The organism is Kordia zhangzhouensis (assembly GCF_001005305.1).
Taxonomy (GTDB): Bacteria; Bacteroidota; Bacteroidia; order Flavobacteriales; family Flavobacteriaceae; genus Kordia; species Kordia zhangzhouensis.
This window is the reverse complement of sequence record NZ_LBMH01000012.1, coordinates 63253-86308: the sequence shown is the minus strand read 5'-3', so window position 1 is coordinate 86308 and position 23056 is coordinate 63253. Positions and strand designations below refer to the sequence as shown.

The window sequence follows — 23056 nt, the reverse complement described above, 5'->3', positions numbered from 1 at the left end:
TTTCTTTATGAAATCACTCCCGAACCTATTAATTCATCCTCAATATACCACGCTACAAATTGACCTTCAGTGATGGCACTTTGTGGTTTTTCAAAATCAACATATAAACCTCCTTCAATTTTATAGAGGAATGCTTTTTCTAATTGTTGACGATAGCGAATACGAGCCAGCACTTCCATCGATTCATCTGGTTGAAGTGCCATATCTTCTCGTACCCAATGCAATTCATCATCATTCACAAACAGTGTACGACGATACAACCCAGGATGTGATTTTCCTTGCCCTGTGTAAATTATGTTTTCTTTTACATCCGTTTCAATTACAAATAAAGGTTCAACTGTACCTCCTACTGCGAGTCCTTTGCGTTGTCCTTTGGTAAAGTAATGAGCTCCTGGGTGTTTTCCCACAACTTTTCCATCATTTTTGGAGTAGGTATATTTTTGTGCTCTGAAAGCTAATTCGTCTATTTTATTGGTAAATTCTGGTGTTTCTAGGTGGTAATTTTCATTGCTTAGAGGGACTTCTACAATAACACCTTCTTTGGGTTGTAATTGTTGTTGTAAGAAGTCCGGTAATTTTACTTTTCCTATAAAACATAACCCTTGTGAGTCTTTTTTTTCTGCAGTAATTAGATTTGCTTTTGCTGCAATTTCTCGCACTTCAGGCTTGGTCAGTTCTCCAATAGGAAACAATGCTTTTTCTAATTGATCTTGAGATAATTGACATAAAAAATACGACTGATCTTTGTTTGTATCTTTTCCTGCTAATAATCGGTGAATAGTTTTCCCTTCTTTTTCAATAGTTTCTTTGCGACAGTAGTGACCTGTTGCTACATAATCAGCTCCTAAATCTAAAGCAATTTTAAGAAAGACATCAAATTTAATTTCACGATTACACAACACATCTGGGTTGGGTGTACGACCTTTTTCATACTCATTGAACATATAGTCAACAATTCGTTCTTTGTATTGTTCACTTAAATCAATGGTTTGAAAAGGAATTCCTAGCTTTTCTGCTACAATCATTGCATCATTACTATCTTCCAACCAAGGGCATTCGTTTGAGATTGTAACAGAATCATCGTGCCAATTTTTCATAAATAGCCCAATCACTTCATAGCCTTGCTCTTTTAACAGATAGGCTGCCACACTTGAATCTACACCACCAGAGAGTCCTACTATTACTCGTTTCATTGTTGTTCCTTTCGCTTATTTATTTTTTTATATTGAGTATGCGTAACATGAAAGTTCTCGCATCATAAAGTTGTCAAATTGCTTTAGACGTAGTTATTTAATTTTGCTGACAAAGATACTACCTTTTTTGCGTTTTTATAGATTCGTTATTGATCATCATTAGAAACTGATTAAATTCAAACTATACGCATAAAAAAACTGCCCTTTTGTTTTTATTCAAAAGGGCAGCATACTAACTATTTTGACGTTTGGGACAAAAAAAGATTAATTGTTTCGCTGGAAAACCAACGTATCTGTTCCGCCATTTCCGCCACTAATATCTTGCAAACTTATAGTGGTTGAAGAATACGTAACGATATCCCAATCGTCGTTCAAATCAAAAAATACACTCGAGGTTGTTACGTTAAAAGAGATATTAAAATCGATATCATCATCAGAACTGCTGTCGTCATTACTATTGCTACTATCTGTTACTGACCAAGTACCTGTTACTTGATTGGTTCCATTACTTGCGGTAACTGTTCCACCTGCTTCAAAAGTAAAAGTGTAATTAGTAAAATCAGTAGTTTCATCTTGTCCTGAATCAATATAGCTTGTAATTCTCCATGTATTCGTTTCTGCTATATCTGTAATTTCAGCAATTACTTGTGAGTTATCCATAATTGCATCGTCATCATTTTCACAGGTTGTAGACATTAAAGAGAAGCTCAGCATTACTAAAAAGAATAAATAAAGTCGTGTTTTCATAATATTAAAGTGTTTATAGTTTAGATAATTTTAATACATCAGTTCCACCACCTCCGCCGCTCACATCTTGTAATACGACTTCTGTTGACGTTACAGAGATTACATCCCAATCATCTGTAAATTCATCAAAAGGAACAGTAGCAAAGCTTAGTGCCAGTACATTTCCGGCATTCTGAACATCCCATGTTCCATTGATTACCGTTCCATTACTTGCCTGCACTGTACCATTGCTCATGAATGTTAATTGATATCCGTTATAATCAGCAGTTTCATCATTTCCATCATCTGTATATGATTGTACAATCCAAATGCCATCTGTTAATACTGTTGCCAGATTGTTTCCACTTCCTCCACTTGGATTGCGTTCAAAAGTTAAATAATCTATACTTCCATCTCCTCCACTCACATCTTTTAATCGAATGATATCATTGGTAACTTCTAAAACATCCCAGTCTTCTGCAATGTCATCTAGCGGAGCTGTCGTTCCAAAGTTTAGATTCAATTCTAAAGCGGTTTGGTCTCCTGCGGAAGTATTCCAAAAACCGTTTGTCACATTCCCCATGTTGTTTGCAGTCGCAGAGCCATCAGAAGAAAAGGTAAATACATAATCTGTGTAATTTGCTGTCTCATCTGTATCGTCAAAATAATAGGTTATATACCAATCACCTGTTGTTAATGAGTTTACCAATGCTGTATCGTCTACATTTCCGTTACTTCCTGATGTAGAACAGTTATTTTCAAATCGTAAACGATCATCCCCTAACCTTAAATCTACTTTTGTCTCATTGTTTCCTTGTTCTATTTCATGCAAATTCCAAGTAGCATTAAAATCTGTCAACCCAGTTATGTCAATAGTAACCGAAATATTATTGGCTGTGCCTGAAGATTGCCAAGTTCCTGTGTAGTTTCCATTTCCAGAGGTAACCTGTATAGTCCCATCTGTATTGAAGTTAAACGCATATCCTACATAATTATCTTCAAGATCGTTATCATTGCGTTCTAGTTTGTCAACTTTCCAATCAGAACATTGACTCAAAACAGTTGCTAGTTGATCATTTGTACAATTGTTACAATCGTCATCATTGTAATCATAATCATCATCTTCATCACACTCGTCATCGTAGCTACTGATTACATTTTCCAGTTCTGTAAAATTATTAATTGTGATAACGTTGCCTGCATAGGTAGTTACAGTGATTGGAAACTGAATAGTAATGATATCATTTTCATCAATATTTTCAATAAATGCATACATCTGAGCATCATTCATAATAGAGATCGTTTCTAATAATTCGTTGTTGGTATTGAAAAAAGAAACTACTATCGGGTAGTTAAAATCTAGACATTCAATATCGTCGTCACTTACATTTTGCCCATTGCAATTGGCTGTAAATGTTGCTAATTCTGTTGCATTATTTATCACTATTTCGCTAAAGTCTGCCAATATGATTGTGATAGGATATTGTATTACCAAGTCATCATTATCATCATCAAACTCATCAAAAATAGCTTCAATAGTTGCAAAATCTTCTTGAGAATCTACATGTACCTCCAAACCATTTACAACAACTGTAACGGGTAATTGTATAGTGATACAGTTTGCATTATCAATAATATTATCTATAGAGCCATCATTCATTACGGTTCGTTGCATCAAAGTTTGAACAGTTGAATTTACTACTAAAGTTTGCTCTTGAGGCGGCTCAATTACTTCCATATCTTCAGTTCTACAGGAAGTACTTACAATGGCAAAAAGCATTGCCGTGATTAAAAGTTGCGTTAGTGTTTTCATATTCTTTTGGATTAATTTTTTGCTTCTTTATCTATACAACAACCATCAAATTAAAATCCCTGACTTTTTATTAAAAAAAAATTTAACTATCTTGATTTAGATATTTTTTTTTGTGGAAAAAGAATTAGAAACTCAGGTTTGTGAAGAACGTATTTTCGAAAGCATATACAGAAAGCTTTCGAAAAGCTTGCATGACTTCCTATATTATAAATATGGAAGCGCATGCAATCCAAATGATGCTACGCAAGAAGCTTTTATTAAGCTTTGGAACAATTGTGAAAATGTATCTCCCAACAAAGCAAAATCCTTCTTATTTACTGTTGCCAATAATATTATTTTAAACCAGTTAAAACATGAAAAAGTAAAGCTCAATTATGAGAAAACTCAAGTAAAAACACATACCAATGTAAGTCCTGAGTTCATCATGCAAGAAGCTGAATTTTTAGAAAAGTATCAAACCGTTTTGGCCAATATGAAAGAAGAATACCGCGTTGCTTTTTTGTTAAGTAAAGCTGAACACAAGAAACAAAAAGAAATCGCTGACATGTTAAACATTACTGTTAAAGTAGTAGAATACAGAATACACAGAGCTTTTATGATTCTTAAAGAGCAATTGGATGGTTTTACCTTAAAAAAATAGTCAGGGATTTTAAAACATAAGTTGTTATATAAAAAATGCACATGCAATGGACAATGATAATTTACTACATAAATGGCTGAATGGAGAGCTTACTGAAGCCGAATTACAAGACTTTGAAAAAAGTCCTGATTTTGAGCATTATCAATCTATTATAAAGTATGCAGAGAACTTTAAAGCTTCAAATTTTCAAAATGTTGACACCTATGAGAAATTTAAAGGCGAAAGATTGACTCCAAAAACCCAACATCGAAGTTTTATGAAAACTTTGATGCCTGCACTTAAAATAGCTGCAGCATGTATAATTATATTTGGGCTGTATTTCTTTTTTACTCAAAATTCTCTCATCACAATTACCACAATTGCTGGCGAAAAAACAAACATTACCTTACCAGATACCTCAACAATAGTGCTCAATGCTAGCTCTTCTGTTTCCTATCATAAAAAAGATTGGAAAGAAAATCGTCTGGTTACACTTGATGGAGAAGCGTTTTTTCAAGTTGCTAAAGGCGCAACTTTTGATGTTATTACCCAAAAAGATACGGTTACCGTATTAGGAACCGAATTCAATGTAAAAAAACGTTCAAATTACTTTGAAGTGACTTGTTATGAAGGTTCTGTAAAAGTTTCCACAGGAAACCACCAAAAAATATTAGCTCCTGGTGATCAACTAATTGTAATGAATTCAGAACTAATCGAAAGAAAACTAAGCGATACCAAGCCAAATTGGACTCAAAACTTTAGTACTTTTTCAGCAGTTCCATTACAAGAAGTTTTTGATGAACTTGCACGTCAGTTTGATGTAAAAATAACAACCACACATATTGACAGCGACCAACTTTTTACTGGAGGTTTTCAACATGAAAATCTAGAAAAAGCGCTCCAATCGGTTACTACACCTATGAATATACGTTATGAGTTTGCTACAGAAAAAAGTGTAATCTTATATGAAAAGCATCCATAAACTATATATCATCATAGTATGTGTTTTATTGTGTTCTATCTCTTGTTTGGGACAAAATGTTTCTTCTAACGCTTCAAAAAAAAACATTACTGAAGTTTTTGATATGCTGAAGAAAAAGTTTAGTGTAGAATTTAATTATGCACAAACACAACTTAAAGAAATAACCGTTACTACTCCTGACCTTTCAAAGACACTTCCGGAAATATTACTACAATTAGAATTGGAAACTCAATTTGCTTTTCAACAGATTGATAAACGATTTATTGTAGTACAGTTAAAAAAAGGTTTTTTATTATGTGGCTATTTAAAAAATAAAGAAGATAATACTCCTATTGACGCAGCTACAATTCAAGGAGCGAGTAATGCTACTACTAGTGACGAGAATGGTTTTTTTCGCCTGCGAATCACCAATTCGAATGAACGTATTACAATTCGCCATATTTCATACAAAACTGTTCAACGCATGAGTGATCATTTTACGACAAATGGTTGTGGACAGGTATATCTGCGCCCGCAAACAGAGCTCTTATCTAGTGTAATTATTTCTCACTTTTTATCAACAGGAATAAGCAAGCTTGGCAATGGTTCATTTAGCATAAACTTCAAAAATTTTGACATGCTTCCTGGTATGACAGAAAATGACGTGTTGCAAGCAGTACAAGCTTTCCCAGGTATTCAAAGTACAAACGAAACAGTATCAAACTTGAGCATTAGAGGTGGTACACACGATCAAAACTTAATTAAATGGGATGGCATTAAAATGTATCAGTCTGGCCACTTTTTTGGACTCATTTCTATGTACAATCCACAAATCACGCAAAAAGTAAAATTACTTAAAAATGGTACAGATGCTAGTGAAACTGATGGTGTTTCAGGTAGCATTCATATGGAAACTGCCAAAAATATTACAACGACTTTTAATGGAAATGCAGGTATAAATTTTACGGATGCCAATCTTTTTTTAGATACTCCACTGGGGAAAAAATCTTCTATTCAAGTAGCAGCTAGAAAATCAATTAATGATTTGATTGAAACTCCTGCATACACTGCCTATTTTGAACAAATTGAACAAAATACTGAAGTTGCCGAAAATCAAGAAAACATTGTTAACTCTAATAAAGATTTTGATTTTTATGATGCTTCTTTTCGCTGGTTGTATACTATTGATGAACGCAACGAATTACGTCTCAACGGAATTTTTGTTTCCAATACACTAAGTTTTACAGAAAACTTACAAACAGACAATATAGAGAACGCTCGAGAAAGCAACTTGCAACAAAATAGTTTTGCCGCAGGTTTATACTACAAAAACAATTGGAGAGATCAACTATTCACTACTGTAGAAATTTATGAAACAGATTATAAGTTAAAAGCAATTAATGCGAACGTATTAGACGCACAACGTTTTTTACAGGAAAATAAGGTTTCTGAAACAAGTGCCAAAGTACAATTCAATTACTTACACAATACAAATTTTAATATCCGTACTGGCTATCATTTTGTAGAAACTGAGGTCACTAATTTAGATGATATTGATGTTCCTTTATTTCGCTTGTTAATTTCAGAAGTTTTAAGAACACATGCCGTTTTTGCTGGAGTTGATTATAGCTCTGCTAATAAAAACACTCAGATTAGTATTGGCGGTCGTTACAATTATCTCGACAAATTCAAAAAACACATATTTGAACCACGGTTCAGTTTAAGTCATCAATTTTTAAATGATTTTATAGTTGAAGCACAAGCAGAATATAAACATCAAAACACTTCGCAAATTGTTAATTTTCAAAATGACTTTTTGGGTATTGAAAAAAGACGTTGGCAATTATCCAATGATGACAATATTCCTGTGCTTACTAGCCAACAAGTTTCCGTGGGCATTAATTACCAAAAAAACAATTGGCTTGCTAGTGTTGATACCTATTATAAAGCTGTAGATGGAATCACTACTCAAAGTCAAGGATTTCAAAATCAATATGAATTTACCAAAGCTAGCGGAATGTACAATGTGTTGGGTATTGATATGCTCCTACGGAAAAAATGGAACGATTTGAATGCTTGGCTAAGCTATTCATACATGAATAATGAATATGAATTTACAACTCTTGAACCTACTCCATTTCCTAGTAACTATGATATAACACATGCCATTACTTCTGGAATTACGTATTCATACAATGCATTAAAAGTAGGCGTTGGACTCAATTGGAGAACAGGAAAACCCATTACGACACCCGTACCTAATAATGCAATTTCTGAGGGAACAATAAATTACCAACCGGTAAACTCTTCTAGACTGGATGAGTACTTGCGAGTGGATATTTCTGCAAAATACACTTACGCGTTAAAAAACCAGTTACGGTTGGACCTAGCATTTGCTTTATGGAATATTCTAGATACTAAAAATTCTATCGAAAGATATTACAGGATAAATTCTCAAAATACTCTGACAGATATTCAGCGTTTCTCATTAGGAATCACTCCCAATTTGTCGTGTCGTTTATACTTCTAAAAATAGTAACATCTGCTTTGCAGCTAAACATTAAATTATTAAAAATCAATCATCCGGTTCAATATGAATAAGAACATTAATAAGAGAAGGAATTTTTTCTTTTAAATGGTTTTTTAACGAATGTGAAATTTCATGTCCTTCTTTTACTGTTTTCTTGCCATCAACAATAGCGTGTAAGTCTACATGATATTTCATTCCTGCTTTTCTTATAAAACATTTCTCTGTGCCCAACACACCGTCTACCTTTACCGATTCTTCTCGAATAACTTCTAAGAGGTCATCGTACAAGTGTTCATCCATCACTTCGCCCAAAGCAGGTCTAAAAATCAAATAGCTATTATATAAAATAAAAAAAGAAGCTAATAAAGCGGCCCAATCATCGGCGTTTTCATACCCTTTTCCAAAAATTAATGCTACCGAAATTCCTATAAAAGCCATTACCGAAGTTATAGCATCACTTCTATGATGCCATGCATCTGCTTTTAAAGACGAGCTGTGAGTTTCCTTTCCTTTTTTATAAACAATTCTAAATGATATTTCTTTCCATAAAATAATTCCTCCAAGTACATATAAAGTCCAAGATTCTGGTACTTCATGAGGTGTTTGAATATTTTGAATACTTTCATATGCTATCACAATTGCAGAAACAACTAAAAACGTAACGACCAAGAAAGTGATTAATGGTTCTATTTTTCCATGTCCATACGGATGATTCTCGTCTGCAGGTCGTTTGGCATATGTTAAACCAAACAAAACGAGTAATGAAGAAAATATATCGGTTGTAGATTCAATAGCGTCAGCAATAAGCGCATAGGAATTTCCAAAAATACCGGCTATTCCTTTAATCAAAGCCAAGCAAGTATTTCCTATTATACTAAAATATGTGGTGCGTATGGCTGTTTTTTCACTACTCAAAAGCCTAGAATTTTATTATGGTACGAATTAATTTTTTAATAGATGCACTCAACTTCTTTTCAATTCAAATAGATAAAGAAACATCATTTAACAACGCTTAAAAATACTAAGATTTTACAGCAAATTATCATCTTCTTTTATCTTTATGTCCTATAAATTATTCATACAATACGAAAAAAGCCTGAGCAGAAAGAAACTCAGGCTTTTAAAATTATTTACATTTTTTAGCTACAGCGAAGACAATTCAAATACTAAGTATTCCAATAGCCTATCAACTGTACTAAAGTCGTCGTCGTGGTTTTCCGTATGAAATGAAGAGTAGAATACGCCGCCGTCACCCACTAAAAATGTAAACGCCAAGTCTTTGTGTGCTGTAATTTCTGTACCCGTTGTATCTCGGTAGGTTACGGGTCCATTAAACCAACTTACTACAGTTGCATCGTTAGCACTTTCTACTACTTGCCAACCTGGTAAAAACTCATCGAGTAGAATAGTATCATCAGCAGCTAAAGTAATTCCGAAATTCACTTGTAGCCAAGCAATTAAATCAGGATCAAAAATGATTGCTTCTGTGGAAGTAGATCGTCCGCTTTTTTCAGCATCATAAAAATCTATATAATTAGGTCCATCAGAAATCCCTTGTACATATTTAAATGCCCAATCTGTTGCATATAAAATTCCTCCGTTAGTTACATATTGGACGATATTGTCATTATAGTTGGTAAAACTTTCACTCAATCCACAATTTAAAAAGAGAATATCATAATCTGCCAACATCATTGGAGATGCAATCAAATCTGCAAAAGTAAAGGATACGTTTGGTTGTAAATTACTTGTGTTTTCCGGTTCAAACATTCCAGAATCGTGTCCGTGATGCGTTCCATGATAGGTGCTATTAACGCCCGATCTGCCAACACCTATACCTTGAATAATATCAAACAATGGTTCTTGTGTAATTGGATTTACCAATCCAATATCATACAACACTGATTCAATATGGTCGTACGCACCGGTTACCACACCAATTTTTGGAAAAACATCAATAGGAATATTTGGAATTTGAATATCGTCATCTTCTGCAACTGTAATTGTCTTGGAAGCGCTGAATAGTCCTTTGGTTAACAAAATTTCGTATTCTCCTGCTGTTAAATTTGACAATACAAAACTTCCATCGGCGGCTGAACGTGTTTCCGAAACGATTGTTCCATCTTTACTTGCGGTGATTTTCCCATTCACAATAGGATCAATTGTATTGGGCGCGAAGAATTTACCTGAAATACTACTTTCTGCTAACGGAGCTGCATCCGTATCTTTTTCACACGAAAGTATACATAATACAAAAAGAAAAATTAAGGTAATCTGATATATTTTCATGAGATTTTTTTGATTGGTTTTATATGTTTGAGATGCGCAAAACGCTTGTTGGTTGCGTTGGTTTTACATTTTAATTATTTCACATACAAATGGTTAGTCGCACACTTCTGTACATAAAACAATTCAAAAACAGAAATTCCCCTATTCTAATACTTCTCTGAGCAGCAATTCGTTGCAATTGTTTTTATGCAGCGTTTGTTATCGCTCTGTTATTATTCTTTTTATTTCATCAATTTTACCGTATATTCGATACGAAACAAGCGTACATCTTACATAAATCACAAAGCGTACTAGATTCCGTCACATTCATGAAAACCATTGTCCCAATCGATACTGTCGAAGAACAAATAAGAGCACAATTTGAAAAAGTTTTTCAACTGCGTGTTCCCCATAAAGACGCGGTGTATCGAAGTAATGAGGAAGTTGAACGAGAGTATTTTAAAACAGGTGGCATATTTTATGTGAAGTATAGAATACATTACACAGTAGATGGCGAACAATGCCTGACCGATCGAATCATTTTATTTTTCCATAAAAATGGAGAATTGGCGTATTGCTTTTTCTATGACAATTTTGTAGTGGAACAATATCATAAGTTCGATCAAGATGGCGACAAAACAATCGAAGCAATTAAAAAGAAATAACACATGAAGATACAGATAGGAATTATTGCGATAGCATTCCTTATGATGGGAAATCTCGGCTTTTCTCAAGTACAAAAAACAGACAGTCTAGACATTAAAATTGGACAAATGATTATGCTAGGTATTGGCGGCGATACTGAGATTACAGCAGACAATAAAATTTTAGCAGATATCAAAGCGCAAAAACTAGGTGGTATTTTATTATATGAGAAAAACATTTCAAAAGAAAATTCTGTTGAAAAGCTCAAACAGCTCATTGCTACGTTGAAGAAAGACGCAGAATTACCACTCTTAGTAAGTATTGATGAAGAAGGCGGCCTCGTAAACCGATTGAAACAAAAATATGGTTTTCCAAAAACGGTTTCTGCAAACTACTTAGGTAATGTCAACAATATTGACTCTACCAAATATTACAGTGACATCATTGCACACAACTTGTTATCGTTGGGTATCAATGTAAATTATGCACCTGTATTAGATGTCCACAATCCGTTGAATCCGCCAATTGGCAAAAATGAACGTGCGTTTTCGGACAATCCACAAGACATCATCAACCATGCGCGACAAGTGATTCAAAGTCATCGTTACTTCAATGTCAAAACAGTGGTAAAACATTTTCCAGGGCATGGAAATTCACGACAAGATTCACACTACAATGTAACCGATGTGAGCAACTATTGGCAATTGCAAGAAGTGTTTCCGTATGTAAAATTGATGTATGAAGGCAACGTAGACGCGATTATGACAGCACATATTGTAAATGATAAATTGGACGACTCTAAATTACCTGCAACCCTTTCTAAAAAGATTATGACCGATTATCTACGCGGCGATCTTGGCTACAAAGGCGTTATTTTCTCGGATGATATGCAAATGAAAGCAATTGCCGATCAATTTGGTTTTGAAAAATCCATTCAAATGGCTATTCATGCGGGAGTAGATGTACTAATGTTCTCTAATCACATTCCGATGAAAGGGCGCGATATGATTTTGCCGCAAGACATTATTGATATAGTGAAGAAAATGGTCAATGACGGCGAAATATCCGAAGAACGTATCAACGAATCCTATCAACGAATTCTAAAATTCAAGTCAAACCTATAATTCGACATGAAAAAAATACTCATCACTGGCGGAACTGGTTTCTTAGGACGTGCGTTGGCACGAAAATTCCAAAAGGAACATCATGTGATCGCTTGCGGACGCAATAATTACCTCAACGAACGCGTTCGGAAAGTGGTGGGTTGTGAAGTGATTCCGATGGACATTACGAATATAGACGCTGTGCGGGAAACGTTGTCACTTGTAAAGCCTGACGTTATCATTCACGCGGCAGCGACCAAATATGTACATCTCGCAGAAAAATTTCCTAATGAGTGTTTGGATATCAACATTAAAGGTTCACAAAACATTGCGCGCGCGGCAATAGAACACCATGTACAAACCGTGATTGGCATTTCAACGGACAAAGCCAGTGTGAAAAACAACTCGTTTTACGGACTTTCCAAACGAGTGATGGAAAAATTATTTGTGCTGATGAACAACGATGCGCAAACACAATTTGCCTGTGTTCGGTTTGGCAACATTGCGTGGTCCACAGGTTCGGTATTTCCGATTTGGGAGAAAATGTTGAAAGAAAACAACAACCTCATCGAAACGACAGGCGCGCACATGCGTCGGTTTATCTTTTCTTTGGATGACGCAGTAGATTTGGTAAATACTTGCTTGACACATATTGAAACCACTCAAGGAAAAATACTCTGTCCACACATGAAAACGGTGTTGATGCAAGATGCGTTGGATTGTTTTATTGAACGCTTCGGCGGAAGCTACCAAAAGATTCCTGCACGTGCAGGCGAAAGTGTGGACGAAGTGATGATTGATCCGTATGAAACCCATGCCACAAAGATGATAGAACTAAACGGGAAATCGTTCTACTTGATTCACGATCATTCTGTGGAAGATGCAATTGAACATTCCGTCTCTACGGACAATCAGCCACTTTTAGAAAAAGAAGCCTTACAGCAATTACTAACCTTTGAAACCGACCATATATTTTGATTCAGCATGCGTTGATACTTGCCGCAGGAAGAGGTTTGCGCATGATGCCACTCACCAGCAACACGTCCAAAGCGATGATTCAATTCAATAATGCCATGTTGATTGGTAATTCCCTTAAACAACTTGTACAAAGCGACTTGCAAACCATCAGTATTACGGTAGGTTACAAAGGTGCCGAACTCGCCGAATACGCAATCAAAGAAGGTGTACACACTATTTTTAACACCAATGGAAAAGGAAATTCGTGGTGGTTGTATAACACCTTACTGAAACAATTGGACGAACCGTTATTGGTGTTAACCTGTGATAATATTGTAGAAATTGATCTCGATTGGATTTTTCAACAATACCAACAATTGAATGCACCTGCGTGTATGCTCATTCCTGTACAACCTGTAGAAGGAATCGAAGGTGATTTTATTCAACACACAAACCATCAAATTACACAATTAAGCAGAACAGACGTTTCGCCTATTTACGGTTCGGGCATTCAACTTCTCCATCCAAAAAAAATCAATCAAGCAACGCAACCCGTAGAAAGTTTTTATGAAGTTTGGCAACAATTGATGACTCAAGGATTGTTGTATGCATCCGAAACCTATACCAAACCGTGGTATTCAATCAACACACAAGAACAATTACATCTGGCTGAACAACTCTATCATACTCCAAAAGAATAAACTATATTGCTGTAATCAATACCACATACAGAAGCCAACGAAAACAACGTACCCATGAAAGCACAAATAGCAAGTATATTAACCGAAATTCTCGACGAAACCATTACAGTGGCAGACATTCAAGACGATACCAATTTGACCAGCGACTTAGGCATGACGTCACTCAATATGATGTATTTTATCTTGGAGATTGAAAATGTGTTTGGTGTGGAAGTCGATTTGGAAGAAGTTGACTTAGAAACCTTTTTCGTGTACAAAACCGTAAAAGCCTATATTGAACGCGAACAAGCTGAGTAAATGACCGCTTCGAAAGCTCATACCATCACTATTTTGACGTCCGTTATTGGCTATGGTATCTACTTTCCTGCGCTAATCGTTTATGAACAACTCAAAGCGCTTAACTACGACGTACATATCTATTCTATAGAACGCTATTTTACGGAAGAAGCCACAACGGCGTTTGAGGATACCAAAAAAGCTTTTCAAAAAGACGTGCGTTTGGTGCAAATTGCTTCGCGAATTCCAGTAAAATACACGCAAAAACTCAGTAACGAAAAAACTGAAGCATTGCTTCAAGAATGGGCAAACAACGTTTCGACACATTTTTTATGCTTTTCTGGATTGTGGTTGGATACGTTGGAAACCTATACAAAACAGCATCCTTCTTGTACGATTGATATCTGTCGTGTGGATTCGGCAGTTTCTGCTACGTGGGAAGCCTTAAAACGACATCATGATTTGATTGCAAACGATTTCTCTTTTTTCAATGCGCAAACCAACGAGATTAACTATGTGTTGCACATTCCCGAAGTACAACCTCTTCCCTATTCGGAACGTGCAGACGCAGTTGCCATGCATGGTGGCGGTTGGGATTTAGGAGAATTTACCAAAATGACCAATCATTTTACGAACGCGTATCATGTGAATTTAATTGTAAATGCCGCACCGAAGCTTTCTACAGAAAACATCACGTTGTATGCGAATCAACCGAATTGGAATCCGCTATACGATGATGGATTTCCGTCATTTGGTAGAATGGAAAGCGACTCTACACTTCTCTTACAAGACTATCAAAAACATCCTGGGATTTTAACCGTACTCGCCCAAAGCAAAGCCATTGTGAGCAAACCTGGCGGTATGACCTTAATGGATTCTCTCATTACAGAAACACCGTTGCTTTTCTTAAAAACTGTGGGAAAGAACGAGCAAAGCAATCAACAGTTATGGGAACAGTTGCAGTTAGGTATGTCACTTCCAAACTGGCTACAAAGCGAACAAAAAGCAACGCTTTTACAAGAAATGCAGACAAATCTTCTTGCCATAAAGGCAAAAACTCCTTGTTTTATCACGGCATATACCAACTTAATCGCTAATTTAGACACGCATGCAACCCAAAAGTAATAAGCCATATACAAAAAAAGCACTGCAACGCTTTAAGGAAAAGATTGATTTTACGCGGAAAACTTATGCGGAGCGGATGAAAGATCCAACCTATGCAACCGAAGTGCCGAACGAGATCGGTTTGAAACTGACCAATCGTTGTGACTTGCGCTGTACGCATTGTTTTCAGTGGAATGATATTGGTTTTCATCGGGAGTTGGACAAGAAAGAAGTGAAAGTACAAGGCGATTTGGATATCGAGATTGTTAAAAAATTACTGGAAGAAACCCGCGAACAGCAATCGCATATTTATTTGTGGGGCGGCGAACCGATGATTTATGCCTATTGGAACGAATTGGTAGAACTTCTTTCGAACGATCCTCGCGATACCGTGGTATGTACCAATGGGTTGTCCATCAAACGAAAAATAGATTCGCTCGTAAAGATTTCTGAAAAACTTACGACGTTGGTCAGTGTGGAAGGTTTGGAAGCACAGCATGATAAGTTACGTGGCAAAGGTACGTTCAACAAGATCATGAACAATGTAGATTATTTGATTGAACTGCAACAGCAAGGTGTGTACAAAGGACATATTTCGATTGCGGCGGTGTTTAGTGAAGAATTGATTCCGCATTTGTACGAATGTTGCGAATATTTTGAAGCGAAAGGAATTGACACCTTATACTTTAATTTTCCGTGGTATATTCCCGAAGACGAAGCGGAAAAGATGACAGATTTTTATAATGAACAGTTTGCTTGGTTGGAACGACCGCGCATTCGCAAGCGCACGTGGGAATCGTTTGATTTTCATATTGATGTTGCGAAGTTGGGCGAACTGCTCGCGCAAATTCACCGTATTTTAGAAAAAACATGGAACATTCGCATTCGTTTTCAACCAGACTTAGAGTTGCACGAAATTGAAGCCTATATTCGTGGAAAATCGCAAGCGCCTTCCTGCAAAGCGACATGTTTAGGTATTTCCAATCGTATGGATGTGATGCCGTCGGGCAATGTGGTTTCTTGTAAAAAGTTTACCGAATTTAAAATGGGCAACTTATACGAAAACAATCTCAAAGACGTATGGCATGGCGACACCTTTACCAAATTCCGCGAAACACATAACAATGAATTGATGCCGATTTGTTCCAAATGTGAGATTTTGTTTTCGAATGGGATGTGATGTCGACTGCGCTTGATCAACTATGTTTTTAGAAAGTTCTAAAGATTTTTGCAGGAATTCATAAGAGAGACACTTATACAACAACTACGAATGTAGTCATTTTTCATGGGATTATTGGGTTGTGGAACGGTTATTACTATTTAGTATAGTTTTTATTTATCTAAAATTTCAATTATTCCTCCAGAAAATACCAAAATCGAAGCACCTAACATAATATAACTCCAGAGTCTATTAGAGATAAAGAAAAAATGATTAAACATTTCGATTCTTTGCTTCTTTCCGTCTACTTCTATATAATCATAACTTGTTAAATATGTCCAAATAAATGAGATAAACAAACCAACTCCTAAAACAATTTGAAAATCATATCCGCTTAAAAAGATTCCGCCTATGCTTTCTTTCAAAAACTTGTCTAAGAATATTATTCCTAAAACTGACACCACAAGATATACAGGAATTAAAATTCCACGGTTTTTATATATAAAAATCATTTACAGATAGCTTTTGTTTTAGAATCCAATTCTAGATAGTTATTCAATTTCAATTACAGGTTTTTTTACGCTTTAATTTACAATATTTATTTGTTCATTTCTTTCGATTAAGCGATTAAGCCGCTGTTTTTATATACGTTGTGCCAGTTACACAAGTCTAAAATATATAAAACTACTTAAATCAATTGAAAATAGGTATGCTTTTATGAGATTATAATCTTTTGTAATAGTTAACTACGTGTGGTGCTTTTTTTTATTCCTTTTAGGTTTCCGTTTTCTGTTTCAGAAATTTTGTAATCATTATTATGCCACGAAATTAGCCCAAACAAAGTCTCATCATCTGTTCCTTGTAATCTGAACATTCCATTATTTCGTTCTATAAATTCAGCAATTATTCTATTGTTAATTTTCTTTTTATAAAAAAGGTTAATCGTGTCTTTTATCAAAATATAAGGTGTCAAAAGAAATCCACGCCTTGACCACCAACCAGCAAATACATTTATTAGAAACGATTTTATTTTTTTATTTCTGCTACAACTCGAGCATAGGATTCTGTTTTCGGTTGTATTATTGCAAAAAAGGATTACCGAAACAATTGTATTAAATTCTTGTCCAATTAATTTATTTTCTTTTAATCCGCAATTTGGACATTTTAAATTTTCAATATTTCGAAGTAGAGTTTGCTTTTCAAAGTCAGATAAAGTATTGGTTTCCGCATCTATCCAAGTAATAAGTTTTTTGTCTAAATTCCGTTTCTCAATTTCCTCTTTTAGTATTCCGAGTACTCCCTTTCGTAATTCTTTAGATTCATTCCGGGCAATATTCTCAATTTTTGAATCTGAAAACCCTTTGTAGTTTTCTTTTATTTCTTCAATCTTACACATTCAGGTTACATTCGGTTTAAATTGTGTACAACGTTAATATATGATGTTGTTGGTAATTATTTTTTTTTTAGTCCATTTATCATTTTTGAATTCAAAACTTAGGACGTCTTCCCCTTCCATTTCACCTCCAGAGCAAGAAGGTTCCCAACAGGTAAACTCCTTAAAATCACCATTTTTGGTTCTTGTAACTCCTCTCATATTATCACCAATCACCCAAAAAAATTCTTTCCCATTGATTCGTTTAAAAACTTTCACTTCATAAAGCTCAGACCAGAATTTAATTTCAAATTTTTCCGTTCCGTCAATAATTTTGATTCTTTTTGTGCATTCAGGATCTCTAAATACCCAGAAATTGTCAGTTATCGACATTTTGATTGTTACATTTTCATCCTCAATTTTAAAAGTTCCTCTAGGGAAATTACTTCCAATAACATACAGAATAATGATAACTGATAAAATAATTAATAGTTTTTTCTTCAACATTATTCTTTTATGATTACTAACAACGTGTCGTATATGGTTTCGTTGTATATTTAAGCACTAAATTTAGCAAAAAATAGATAGAAAATCCACGAAGATTTTCGTAAATGGGCTTACACTAGCAATTAATTCTATATGGTGTTGGCAAATCGTTTTTATGTTTTTTCTTTTTTCGATTTCCGTTTTTCTTTTCGTCTTTCACTTTTTGATTTTCGATTATAACTCGCTAACCAACTTATATATTTCTCTTTAAACAATTTTCCTCCATCTTGTTTAATCCAAGGTAAATAATACTCAATTAAGTTTGGATTATTTTCACAAAACTTCATCGTGCAATTTTGAACTCCAGTCAAAAGAGCAAATGGCATCCCTTCAATTCTGTCAGCTATAATTATTGCTAATTCTCCTTTCGTCAAATTCCGTTTATTACATTCCGATTTTATTTCAGTCAGAGTTGAGTCAGTAAAAAATTCCGTAAGAATTGGTAACGCTTTTTCTCCGAAATCCATAATTTTTTCGGCTTGCGTTGTTTTTATAATTCCGATAGAATTTTTCGTTTTCGCAATTTCGTTTAATAATAAGTCAATTTCCGATTCAGTTTGTGAAAAACTAAAATTGAGATTCAGAAGAATTATCAAGTATAGCAATACAGTTTTATTCATTCCGTTTAGATTTATTTTCAAATCTATTTCTTGTTTATCTATTCCGAAACTCTAAATGAGTGAACGATATTTCCAATTAATTATTGAGTTCTATTAAATGTTTTATAACGGTAACGTATAAGAATAGTAGCGGTGTTTTACGCACTTACTTTTCGGTTTGTTACTGTCTTTTGATTTATATATTTCACTTTCATTTTAGCGACTAAACCGCTATTATTTTTATACAATGTTAGGCATCGTTTTCTTCTCGAAATATTTCATTTTCCTCTTGCCAATACCAATTTTTGTCTAATTTTCTTGAAAACACAATTTGGTAAGCTCTCTCAAATAACTCGTCAAAAGTCAGTACATCAATATTTCGATTGTTTCTTCTGAACCTTTCAAGGGTCTTATTTTTTAAAATATTCGTATTGTCCAATTCATTAATAGGAAATTCTCTCTTTTTATTTCCAATTAGCAATAGTGCTTTGGGGTCAATAGTGTCTATTCCGTCTTTTGGTATTCTCTTATTTTCGCTATCAAGAAAAACCTTTGTTTCAAATGACTTTTCCAATTCATTTTTTTGACCTAAACATTGACTTATACCTTCTATGAAGTCAGTTGTAAAATCCCAAGTATTCGCCCTTCCTTTCGATTTTGTTGTCTTAAAAATGTTCGCAGAGGTGTGTTTAAGTTCTATAAGTGTTGTGAATTCAGAAATTCCAAACAAATCTACTTTGGGGCTTTCTCTTCCTTCAGAATTTTCGATGCCTACTTTTTGTTCATCCAAGAAATCTGATATAAACCTTAAATCAGCATTCAAACCAAGTATCCAATCGTTATTTTGAAGAAAATGATGCCATATATGTTCTTCGCCTGGTTGTATGTCAAACTTTTCTCGGTAATGCTTTTGGCTCTCTCGAATATTTTTCAAGAGGTAATAAAATGCTTTTAAATTCCTTTTGCGATTTTCAAACGTTAACGTTTTGAGTTGATTGTAGTTTAAATCCGAAATTCCAATTAACTCCTTTAAATCTTGGATTTTTTCTAACTCATTTTTGTCTGTAAATTTAAGAATGTAATCTTCTTTAGAAACAACTTGAAATGATTTTTCAAATTCTTCAACATCTACCAAATCCTTATAGTTATACAGAAATCCTATAAATTGCCAAAAGCGAATAGCGTCTTCAGACTCATCAAACTTGATTGTGACTTTGTCTCTGCTTTTAGTTGATTGTATGTTACCATCATTTGCAATTCTTTTAAATGCTAATCTTGGAAGATACTTCTCAGTTTGGCTTGACTTATGAAATGAAATGTCGCAGATTGTTCTTGACCTTGAATTTCTTGCAATTAAAAAGCTATTATAAGCTATATCGCTATCTGCCAAATCCCAAATAATACATTTATCCTTAGCATTAGTTTCTATGATTTCAATTTCGGCTAAATCGCGTTCGATTAAGTCAAATAAATTATCAAAGCTTGTTCCTGTTCCTAATGCCATTGATGATGTTGGTTTAAATGATGCCTAACATATGTATAACAGGAATTCCTGTTTATATACTAAATTAGGTAACTAACAGGAACTTTTTTAATCAAAGCTTCCTGTTATTTTTATAAATGTAAAACAAAGATTACATATACGCAATGCGGTTTTCCGTAATCCATGTAAAAAATCTTCTTTTTCTAGCTTTAAAAAAAGGGGTGAAATCCACTAATTTTTTATACCAGAAAAGGTATCTGCAAAAACCTCAGCAGGTTTTCCCAAAAAGGTACTGAGGAAATGACCAAAACCTGCTGAGGTTTTTGGTAAAAGTACAGGAGGTTTTTTCCGAAAGATGCTGTGGTTTTGCGCAAACCATATAAAACCTTTATTTTTAATGAGTTATACTTTTATTAATTAAAGAGATTACTTCAGTCACACTTCCTTCATAATGACGTTTTATTTTGTTTCCTACCTGTATTGCGACTATACTTAACATGACACACTCGAACGGACATTTGTATAACTTAAATAATCATCAACGAAACTGCTAAACTCACATACAGTTTGTGAAACCAATCCTTTTTCCTACATTTAAAACAAAAGAAAACCATTCGTGCAACTCCAAACATTGCTACAACACAAAAATCCCAACGTTGTCTATCTCCATACAGAGAAAGCAGCGTATACGTATGCCGATATGTCTGCGTTTGTTGTGAGTTTTACACAGACGTTTTTGGAAGATACGAATGAAGTGATCGCTCTGAAAATAAACGATCAAGCGTTGTTGATGGGCTGCATTTGGGCATGTATACAGCATGCACAATCGTTTGTAGTGTTACCGTTTCAAACAACTCCTGTATTAGAGAAAGCATTACTTTCAGAGGCGTTGTGCGACTTGGTGGTTACTTCCAAAGAAATACTTTTTGAGAAGCTAGATGTACGTAATCTGACTACGTATCACATCAAAGTACAAACCGAAAGACCAAAGCGCAAACACATTTCAAAAATCGGTTTTGTATCGAGCGGAACGACAGGAACACCAAAGTTAATCTGGAATACGTTTGCACAGTTCGAAACAAGTTTGGAGTGTATTTCTAAAGAACAGTTGATGCCGTACTGCAAACAGCAACACGTATTGTTGACGCCTTTTTTAACGCATTCATACGGGTTTAGTGCGATGCTCGAATATACCTTGGGCAATAGCATCATCTACTTGCCGAGCGAAGCGTCGTTTGCAGGCTTATTTCGCTTGTTGGCGAAGAAAGAGATACAGGCAAAAATTACTGCCGTAGAAGGTGTTCCGTATCTGTATTCGCAATTGTTGGTACTGCAACAAAAGATTCGTTTTCCGAATGTGCAACATCTTGGTTTTGGAGGTGAATTTGTACATGACGTACTACTCCAAACATTACACGACCTGTATCCAAAGGCTTCGTATGCCATTCGCTATGGTATTTCGGAGATTCCTTCGGTGATTGCATTGAACACTTTTACTACTCTTGAAGAGAATACCCATTCGTATGAAATACTGCCTTGTTATTCAATCACAATCGACGAGGAAATGGTGGTGCATTCAAAAGAGTTGTTTACACCAATCTATACAGGTGATGTTGGCTATGTGAAGAATGACCGATTGCATATAGAAGGCAGATATTCATCATTTATCAAGGTAAAAGGGTATAAAGTGTCGCCTACGTATGTGGAAAATGCGTTACTGAACTCGCAAATGACCCAAGAAGCACACGTTTTTTTAAAGAATGACACACTCATTGCATACGTAATTTCTACCGAGAAGGTTGATAAAGTTGCCTTGAAAACCTATCTTCGGAATCAGTTGCCGCCATATGCAGTGCCAGATATTATTAAAGAAGTAGAAAGCATTTCCAGAACCAGCACCGGAAAAATCAATAGACAGTCCAATGAGCGTACAGATATTTAATCTTTTAGGCATTTCGCGCGATTCTATTTTTGAAGAAAAAGTATCGTTTGCTCAGTATTTGACCGATTTTATCGAGCAGACCGACACTTCAACTTTTGCTGGAACCTTATTGCCTGAATCGATTGAAGGCCCGATTAATCCATGGTTTTTTGCGCAAGAAATGTTGTCGAAATCATCCAAAGTACCGTTTATCGCGATTAATCCATGTTTTGTACATCCGTTATATGTCGTGCGAAATTTATACAATCTGTCTACATTTTACCAACGACGTATCTACCTCAATTTTATTACAGGAGGCTCAGCAGCAGATTCGTCAAAGATTGGCGATTCCCTTTTTAAAGAAGCAAAGTACAAACGACTAGCAGAATTTATCACAATTGTACAGGAGTTATTGACTGCTAAAGAAAATGAAACCTATTCGTTTCAGGGAGATTTTTATACGCTCGACCAGATTGTTTTTAAAGGTTCACTGCCTTCCGCGTTGCAACCTGTGTTTCATATTGCAGGAAGTTCTGAATTTGCGCAACAATTGATTCAGCAGAAAGGCATGACACAATTAAAAATGGGCGAACCATTGTCTAATCTTTCTTTAAATGCTTTTCAAAAAATTAGCTATCATTTTGGAGTGATTACTAGAGAAACGTCTGAAGCAGCGCAGGAAGTGTTGGACACTTTTTCTAAAGCAAATCGAAAGCGAAGCATTTTACAGCACATATCCATCCAACAATCGCAGTCGGTTTGGAAACAACAGGTGTATGATCGTCATAAAAATTCAGCCAATGATGGCGTATACAATCTACAACCGTTTGTCAACGGCTATACAGATGTTCCGTATCTGGTAGGCAGTTATGCCGCAGTGCGCGACTATATGCAAACGTATGTCAATCAAGGTGTGGAAAGTATGATTGTAGAAATTCCCAAAACAGGGCATAATGAACTACAAGAAATCAATAATGTTATTCAACAATTGTCATAGATATTACAAAGAATATATTTTCCCTGAATACAATACTGCCTGTACCCAATACGAGTGTATTTGATACAGGCAGCATTTATTTT

Annotated in this window: 22 protein-coding genes; 12 read left to right on the top strand and 10 right to left on the bottom strand. The window is 35.1% G+C overall.

The genetic code is table 11. The features are described 5' to 3' along the window. Positions 1–5: 5 nt before the first annotated feature. The 3 genes from mnmA to AA088_RS18670 all read right to left on the bottom strand — a co-directional run bounded on the left by mnmA (position 6) and on the right by AA088_RS18670 (position 3732). On the bottom strand, positions 6–1193 hold the full coding sequence (gene mnmA, locus AA088_RS15380; protein WP_046745920.1) for a tRNA 2-thiouridine(34) synthase MnmA: 1188 nt from the start codon (positions 1191–1193) through the stop codon (positions 6–8). A 264-nt stretch (positions 1194–1457) separates the two neighbouring features. Beyond that, positions 1458–1940, bottom strand: a complete 483-nt coding sequence (locus AA088_RS15375; RefSeq protein WP_046745919.1) for a hypothetical protein — start codon at positions 1938–1940, stop codon at positions 1458–1460. 13 nt (positions 1941–1953) lie between these two features. Further along, positions 1954–3732: a hypothetical protein gene (locus AA088_RS18670; protein WP_064972174.1), complete on the bottom strand. Its 1779-nt coding sequence runs from the start codon at positions 3730–3732 to the stop codon at positions 1954–1956. Positions 3733–3844: 112 nt separating this feature from the next. Between AA088_RS18670 and AA088_RS15365 the strand changes: the two genes are divergently transcribed. From AA088_RS15365 to AA088_RS15355, 3 genes are read left to right on the top strand one after another with little or no spacing between them, the layout of a single operon-like run. Continuing rightward, on the top strand, positions 3845–4372 hold the full coding sequence (locus tag AA088_RS15365; RefSeq protein WP_046745918.1) for an RNA polymerase sigma factor: 528 nt from the start codon (positions 3845–3847) through the stop codon (positions 4370–4372). A 46-nt stretch (positions 4373–4418) separates the two neighbouring features. Continuing rightward, positions 4419–5333: a FecR family protein gene (locus tag AA088_RS15360; RefSeq protein ID WP_046745917.1), complete on the top strand. Its 915-nt coding sequence runs from the start codon at positions 4419–4421 to the stop codon at positions 5331–5333. Next, positions 5317–7842 (top strand): TonB-dependent receptor, encoded by a 2526-nt coding sequence (locus AA088_RS15355; RefSeq protein WP_046745916.1) that lies wholly within the window; start codon positions 5317–5319, stop codon positions 7840–7842. The genes AA088_RS15360 and AA088_RS15355 overlap by 17 nt, the downstream gene beginning before the upstream one ends. 45 nt (positions 7843–7887) lie before the next feature. Here the strand turns inward: AA088_RS15355 and AA088_RS15350 are convergent, their stop codons facing one another. Together AA088_RS15350 and AA088_RS15345 are read right to left on the bottom strand one after the other, a co-directional pair. Further along, the gene (locus tag AA088_RS15350) at positions 7888–8757 is read right to left on the bottom strand and encodes a cation diffusion facilitator family transporter (RefSeq protein WP_046745915.1); all 870 of its coding nucleotides are present in this window, start codon (positions 8755–8757) and stop codon (positions 7888–7890) included. A gap of 228 nt (positions 8758–8985) precedes the next feature. After that, a complete protein-coding gene (locus AA088_RS15345; protein WP_046745914.1) occupies positions 8986–10131 on the bottom strand; it encodes a carboxypeptidase-like regulatory domain-containing protein in 1146 nt (381 codons plus the stop codon). 308 nt (positions 10132–10439) lie between these two features. Here AA088_RS15345 and AA088_RS15340 point away from each other — a divergent pair, with 308 nt between their 5' ends. Genes AA088_RS15340 through AA088_RS15310 form a run of 7 tightly spaced genes read left to right on the top strand, consistent with a single transcriptional unit; the run spans position 10440 to position 16076 of the window. After that, positions 10440–10775 (top strand): hypothetical protein, encoded by a 336-nt coding sequence (locus tag AA088_RS15340; protein WP_046745913.1) that lies wholly within the window; start codon positions 10440–10442, stop codon positions 10773–10775. Between the two features lie 3 nt (positions 10776–10778). After that, positions 10779–11879 (top strand): glycoside hydrolase family 3 protein, encoded by a 1101-nt coding sequence (locus AA088_RS15335; protein ID WP_046745912.1) that lies wholly within the window; start codon positions 10779–10781, stop codon positions 11877–11879. A 6-nt stretch (positions 11880–11885) separates the two neighbouring features. Further along, positions 11886–12836, top strand: coding sequence for an SDR family NAD(P)-dependent oxidoreductase (locus AA088_RS15330; protein ID WP_046745911.1), 951 nt, complete (start codon positions 11886–11888; stop codon positions 12834–12836). Continuing rightward, entirely contained in the window at positions 12833–13516 is a 684-nt protein-coding gene (locus AA088_RS15325; RefSeq protein ID WP_241483427.1) for a nucleotidyltransferase family protein, read from the top strand. Before AA088_RS15330 ends, AA088_RS15325 begins: the two co-directional genes overlap by 4 nt. A gap of 54 nt (positions 13517–13570) precedes the next feature. Next, complete coding sequence (locus AA088_RS15320) at positions 13571–13813, top strand: acyl carrier protein (RefSeq protein WP_046745910.1); 243 nt, start codon at positions 13571–13573, stop codon at positions 13811–13813. Continuing rightward, positions 13814–14917, top strand: a complete 1104-nt coding sequence (locus AA088_RS15315) for a hypothetical protein (protein WP_046745909.1) — start codon at positions 13814–13816, stop codon at positions 14915–14917. Further along, the gene (locus AA088_RS15310) at positions 14901–16076 is read left to right on the top strand and encodes a radical SAM/SPASM domain-containing protein (RefSeq protein ID WP_046745908.1); all 1176 of its coding nucleotides are present in this window, start codon (positions 14901–14903) and stop codon (positions 16074–16076) included. Before AA088_RS15315 ends, AA088_RS15310 begins: the two co-directional genes overlap by 17 nt. Before the next feature lie 152 nt (positions 16077–16228). Here the strand turns inward: AA088_RS15310 and AA088_RS15305 are convergent, their stop codons facing one another. From AA088_RS15305 to AA088_RS15285, 5 genes are all read right to left on the bottom strand, one after another. Further along, complete coding sequence (locus AA088_RS15305; protein ID WP_046745907.1) at positions 16229–16567, bottom strand: hypothetical protein; 339 nt, start codon at positions 16565–16567, stop codon at positions 16229–16231. A 230-nt stretch (positions 16568–16797) separates the two neighbouring features. Next, positions 16798–17451, bottom strand: a complete 654-nt coding sequence (locus AA088_RS15300) for a hypothetical protein (protein WP_046745906.1) — start codon at positions 17449–17451, stop codon at positions 16798–16800. A 33-nt stretch (positions 17452–17484) separates the two neighbouring features. Next, positions 17485–17931 (bottom strand): hypothetical protein, encoded by a 447-nt coding sequence (locus AA088_RS15295; protein ID WP_157547264.1) that lies wholly within the window; start codon positions 17929–17931, stop codon positions 17485–17487. Between the two features lie 155 nt (positions 17932–18086). Next, the gene (locus AA088_RS15290) at positions 18087–18593 is read right to left on the bottom strand and encodes a hypothetical protein (RefSeq protein WP_046745904.1); all 507 of its coding nucleotides are present in this window, start codon (positions 18591–18593) and stop codon (positions 18087–18089) included. Between the two features lie 229 nt (positions 18594–18822). Further along, positions 18823–20076: a Shedu anti-phage system protein SduA domain-containing protein gene (locus AA088_RS15285; protein ID WP_046745903.1), complete on the bottom strand. Its 1254-nt coding sequence runs from the start codon at positions 20074–20076 to the stop codon at positions 18823–18825. A 595-nt stretch (positions 20077–20671) separates the two neighbouring features. Between AA088_RS15285 and AA088_RS15280 the strand changes: the two genes are divergently transcribed. After that, complete coding sequence (locus AA088_RS15280) at positions 20672–21997, top strand: AMP-binding protein (protein ID WP_046745902.1); 1326 nt, start codon at positions 20672–20674, stop codon at positions 21995–21997. Beyond that, positions 21978–22973, top strand: coding sequence for an LLM class flavin-dependent oxidoreductase (locus AA088_RS15275; protein WP_046745901.1), 996 nt, complete (start codon positions 21978–21980; stop codon positions 22971–22973). Before AA088_RS15280 ends, AA088_RS15275 begins: the two co-directional genes overlap by 20 nt. The last annotated feature ends 83 nt before the right edge of the window (positions 22974–23056 follow it).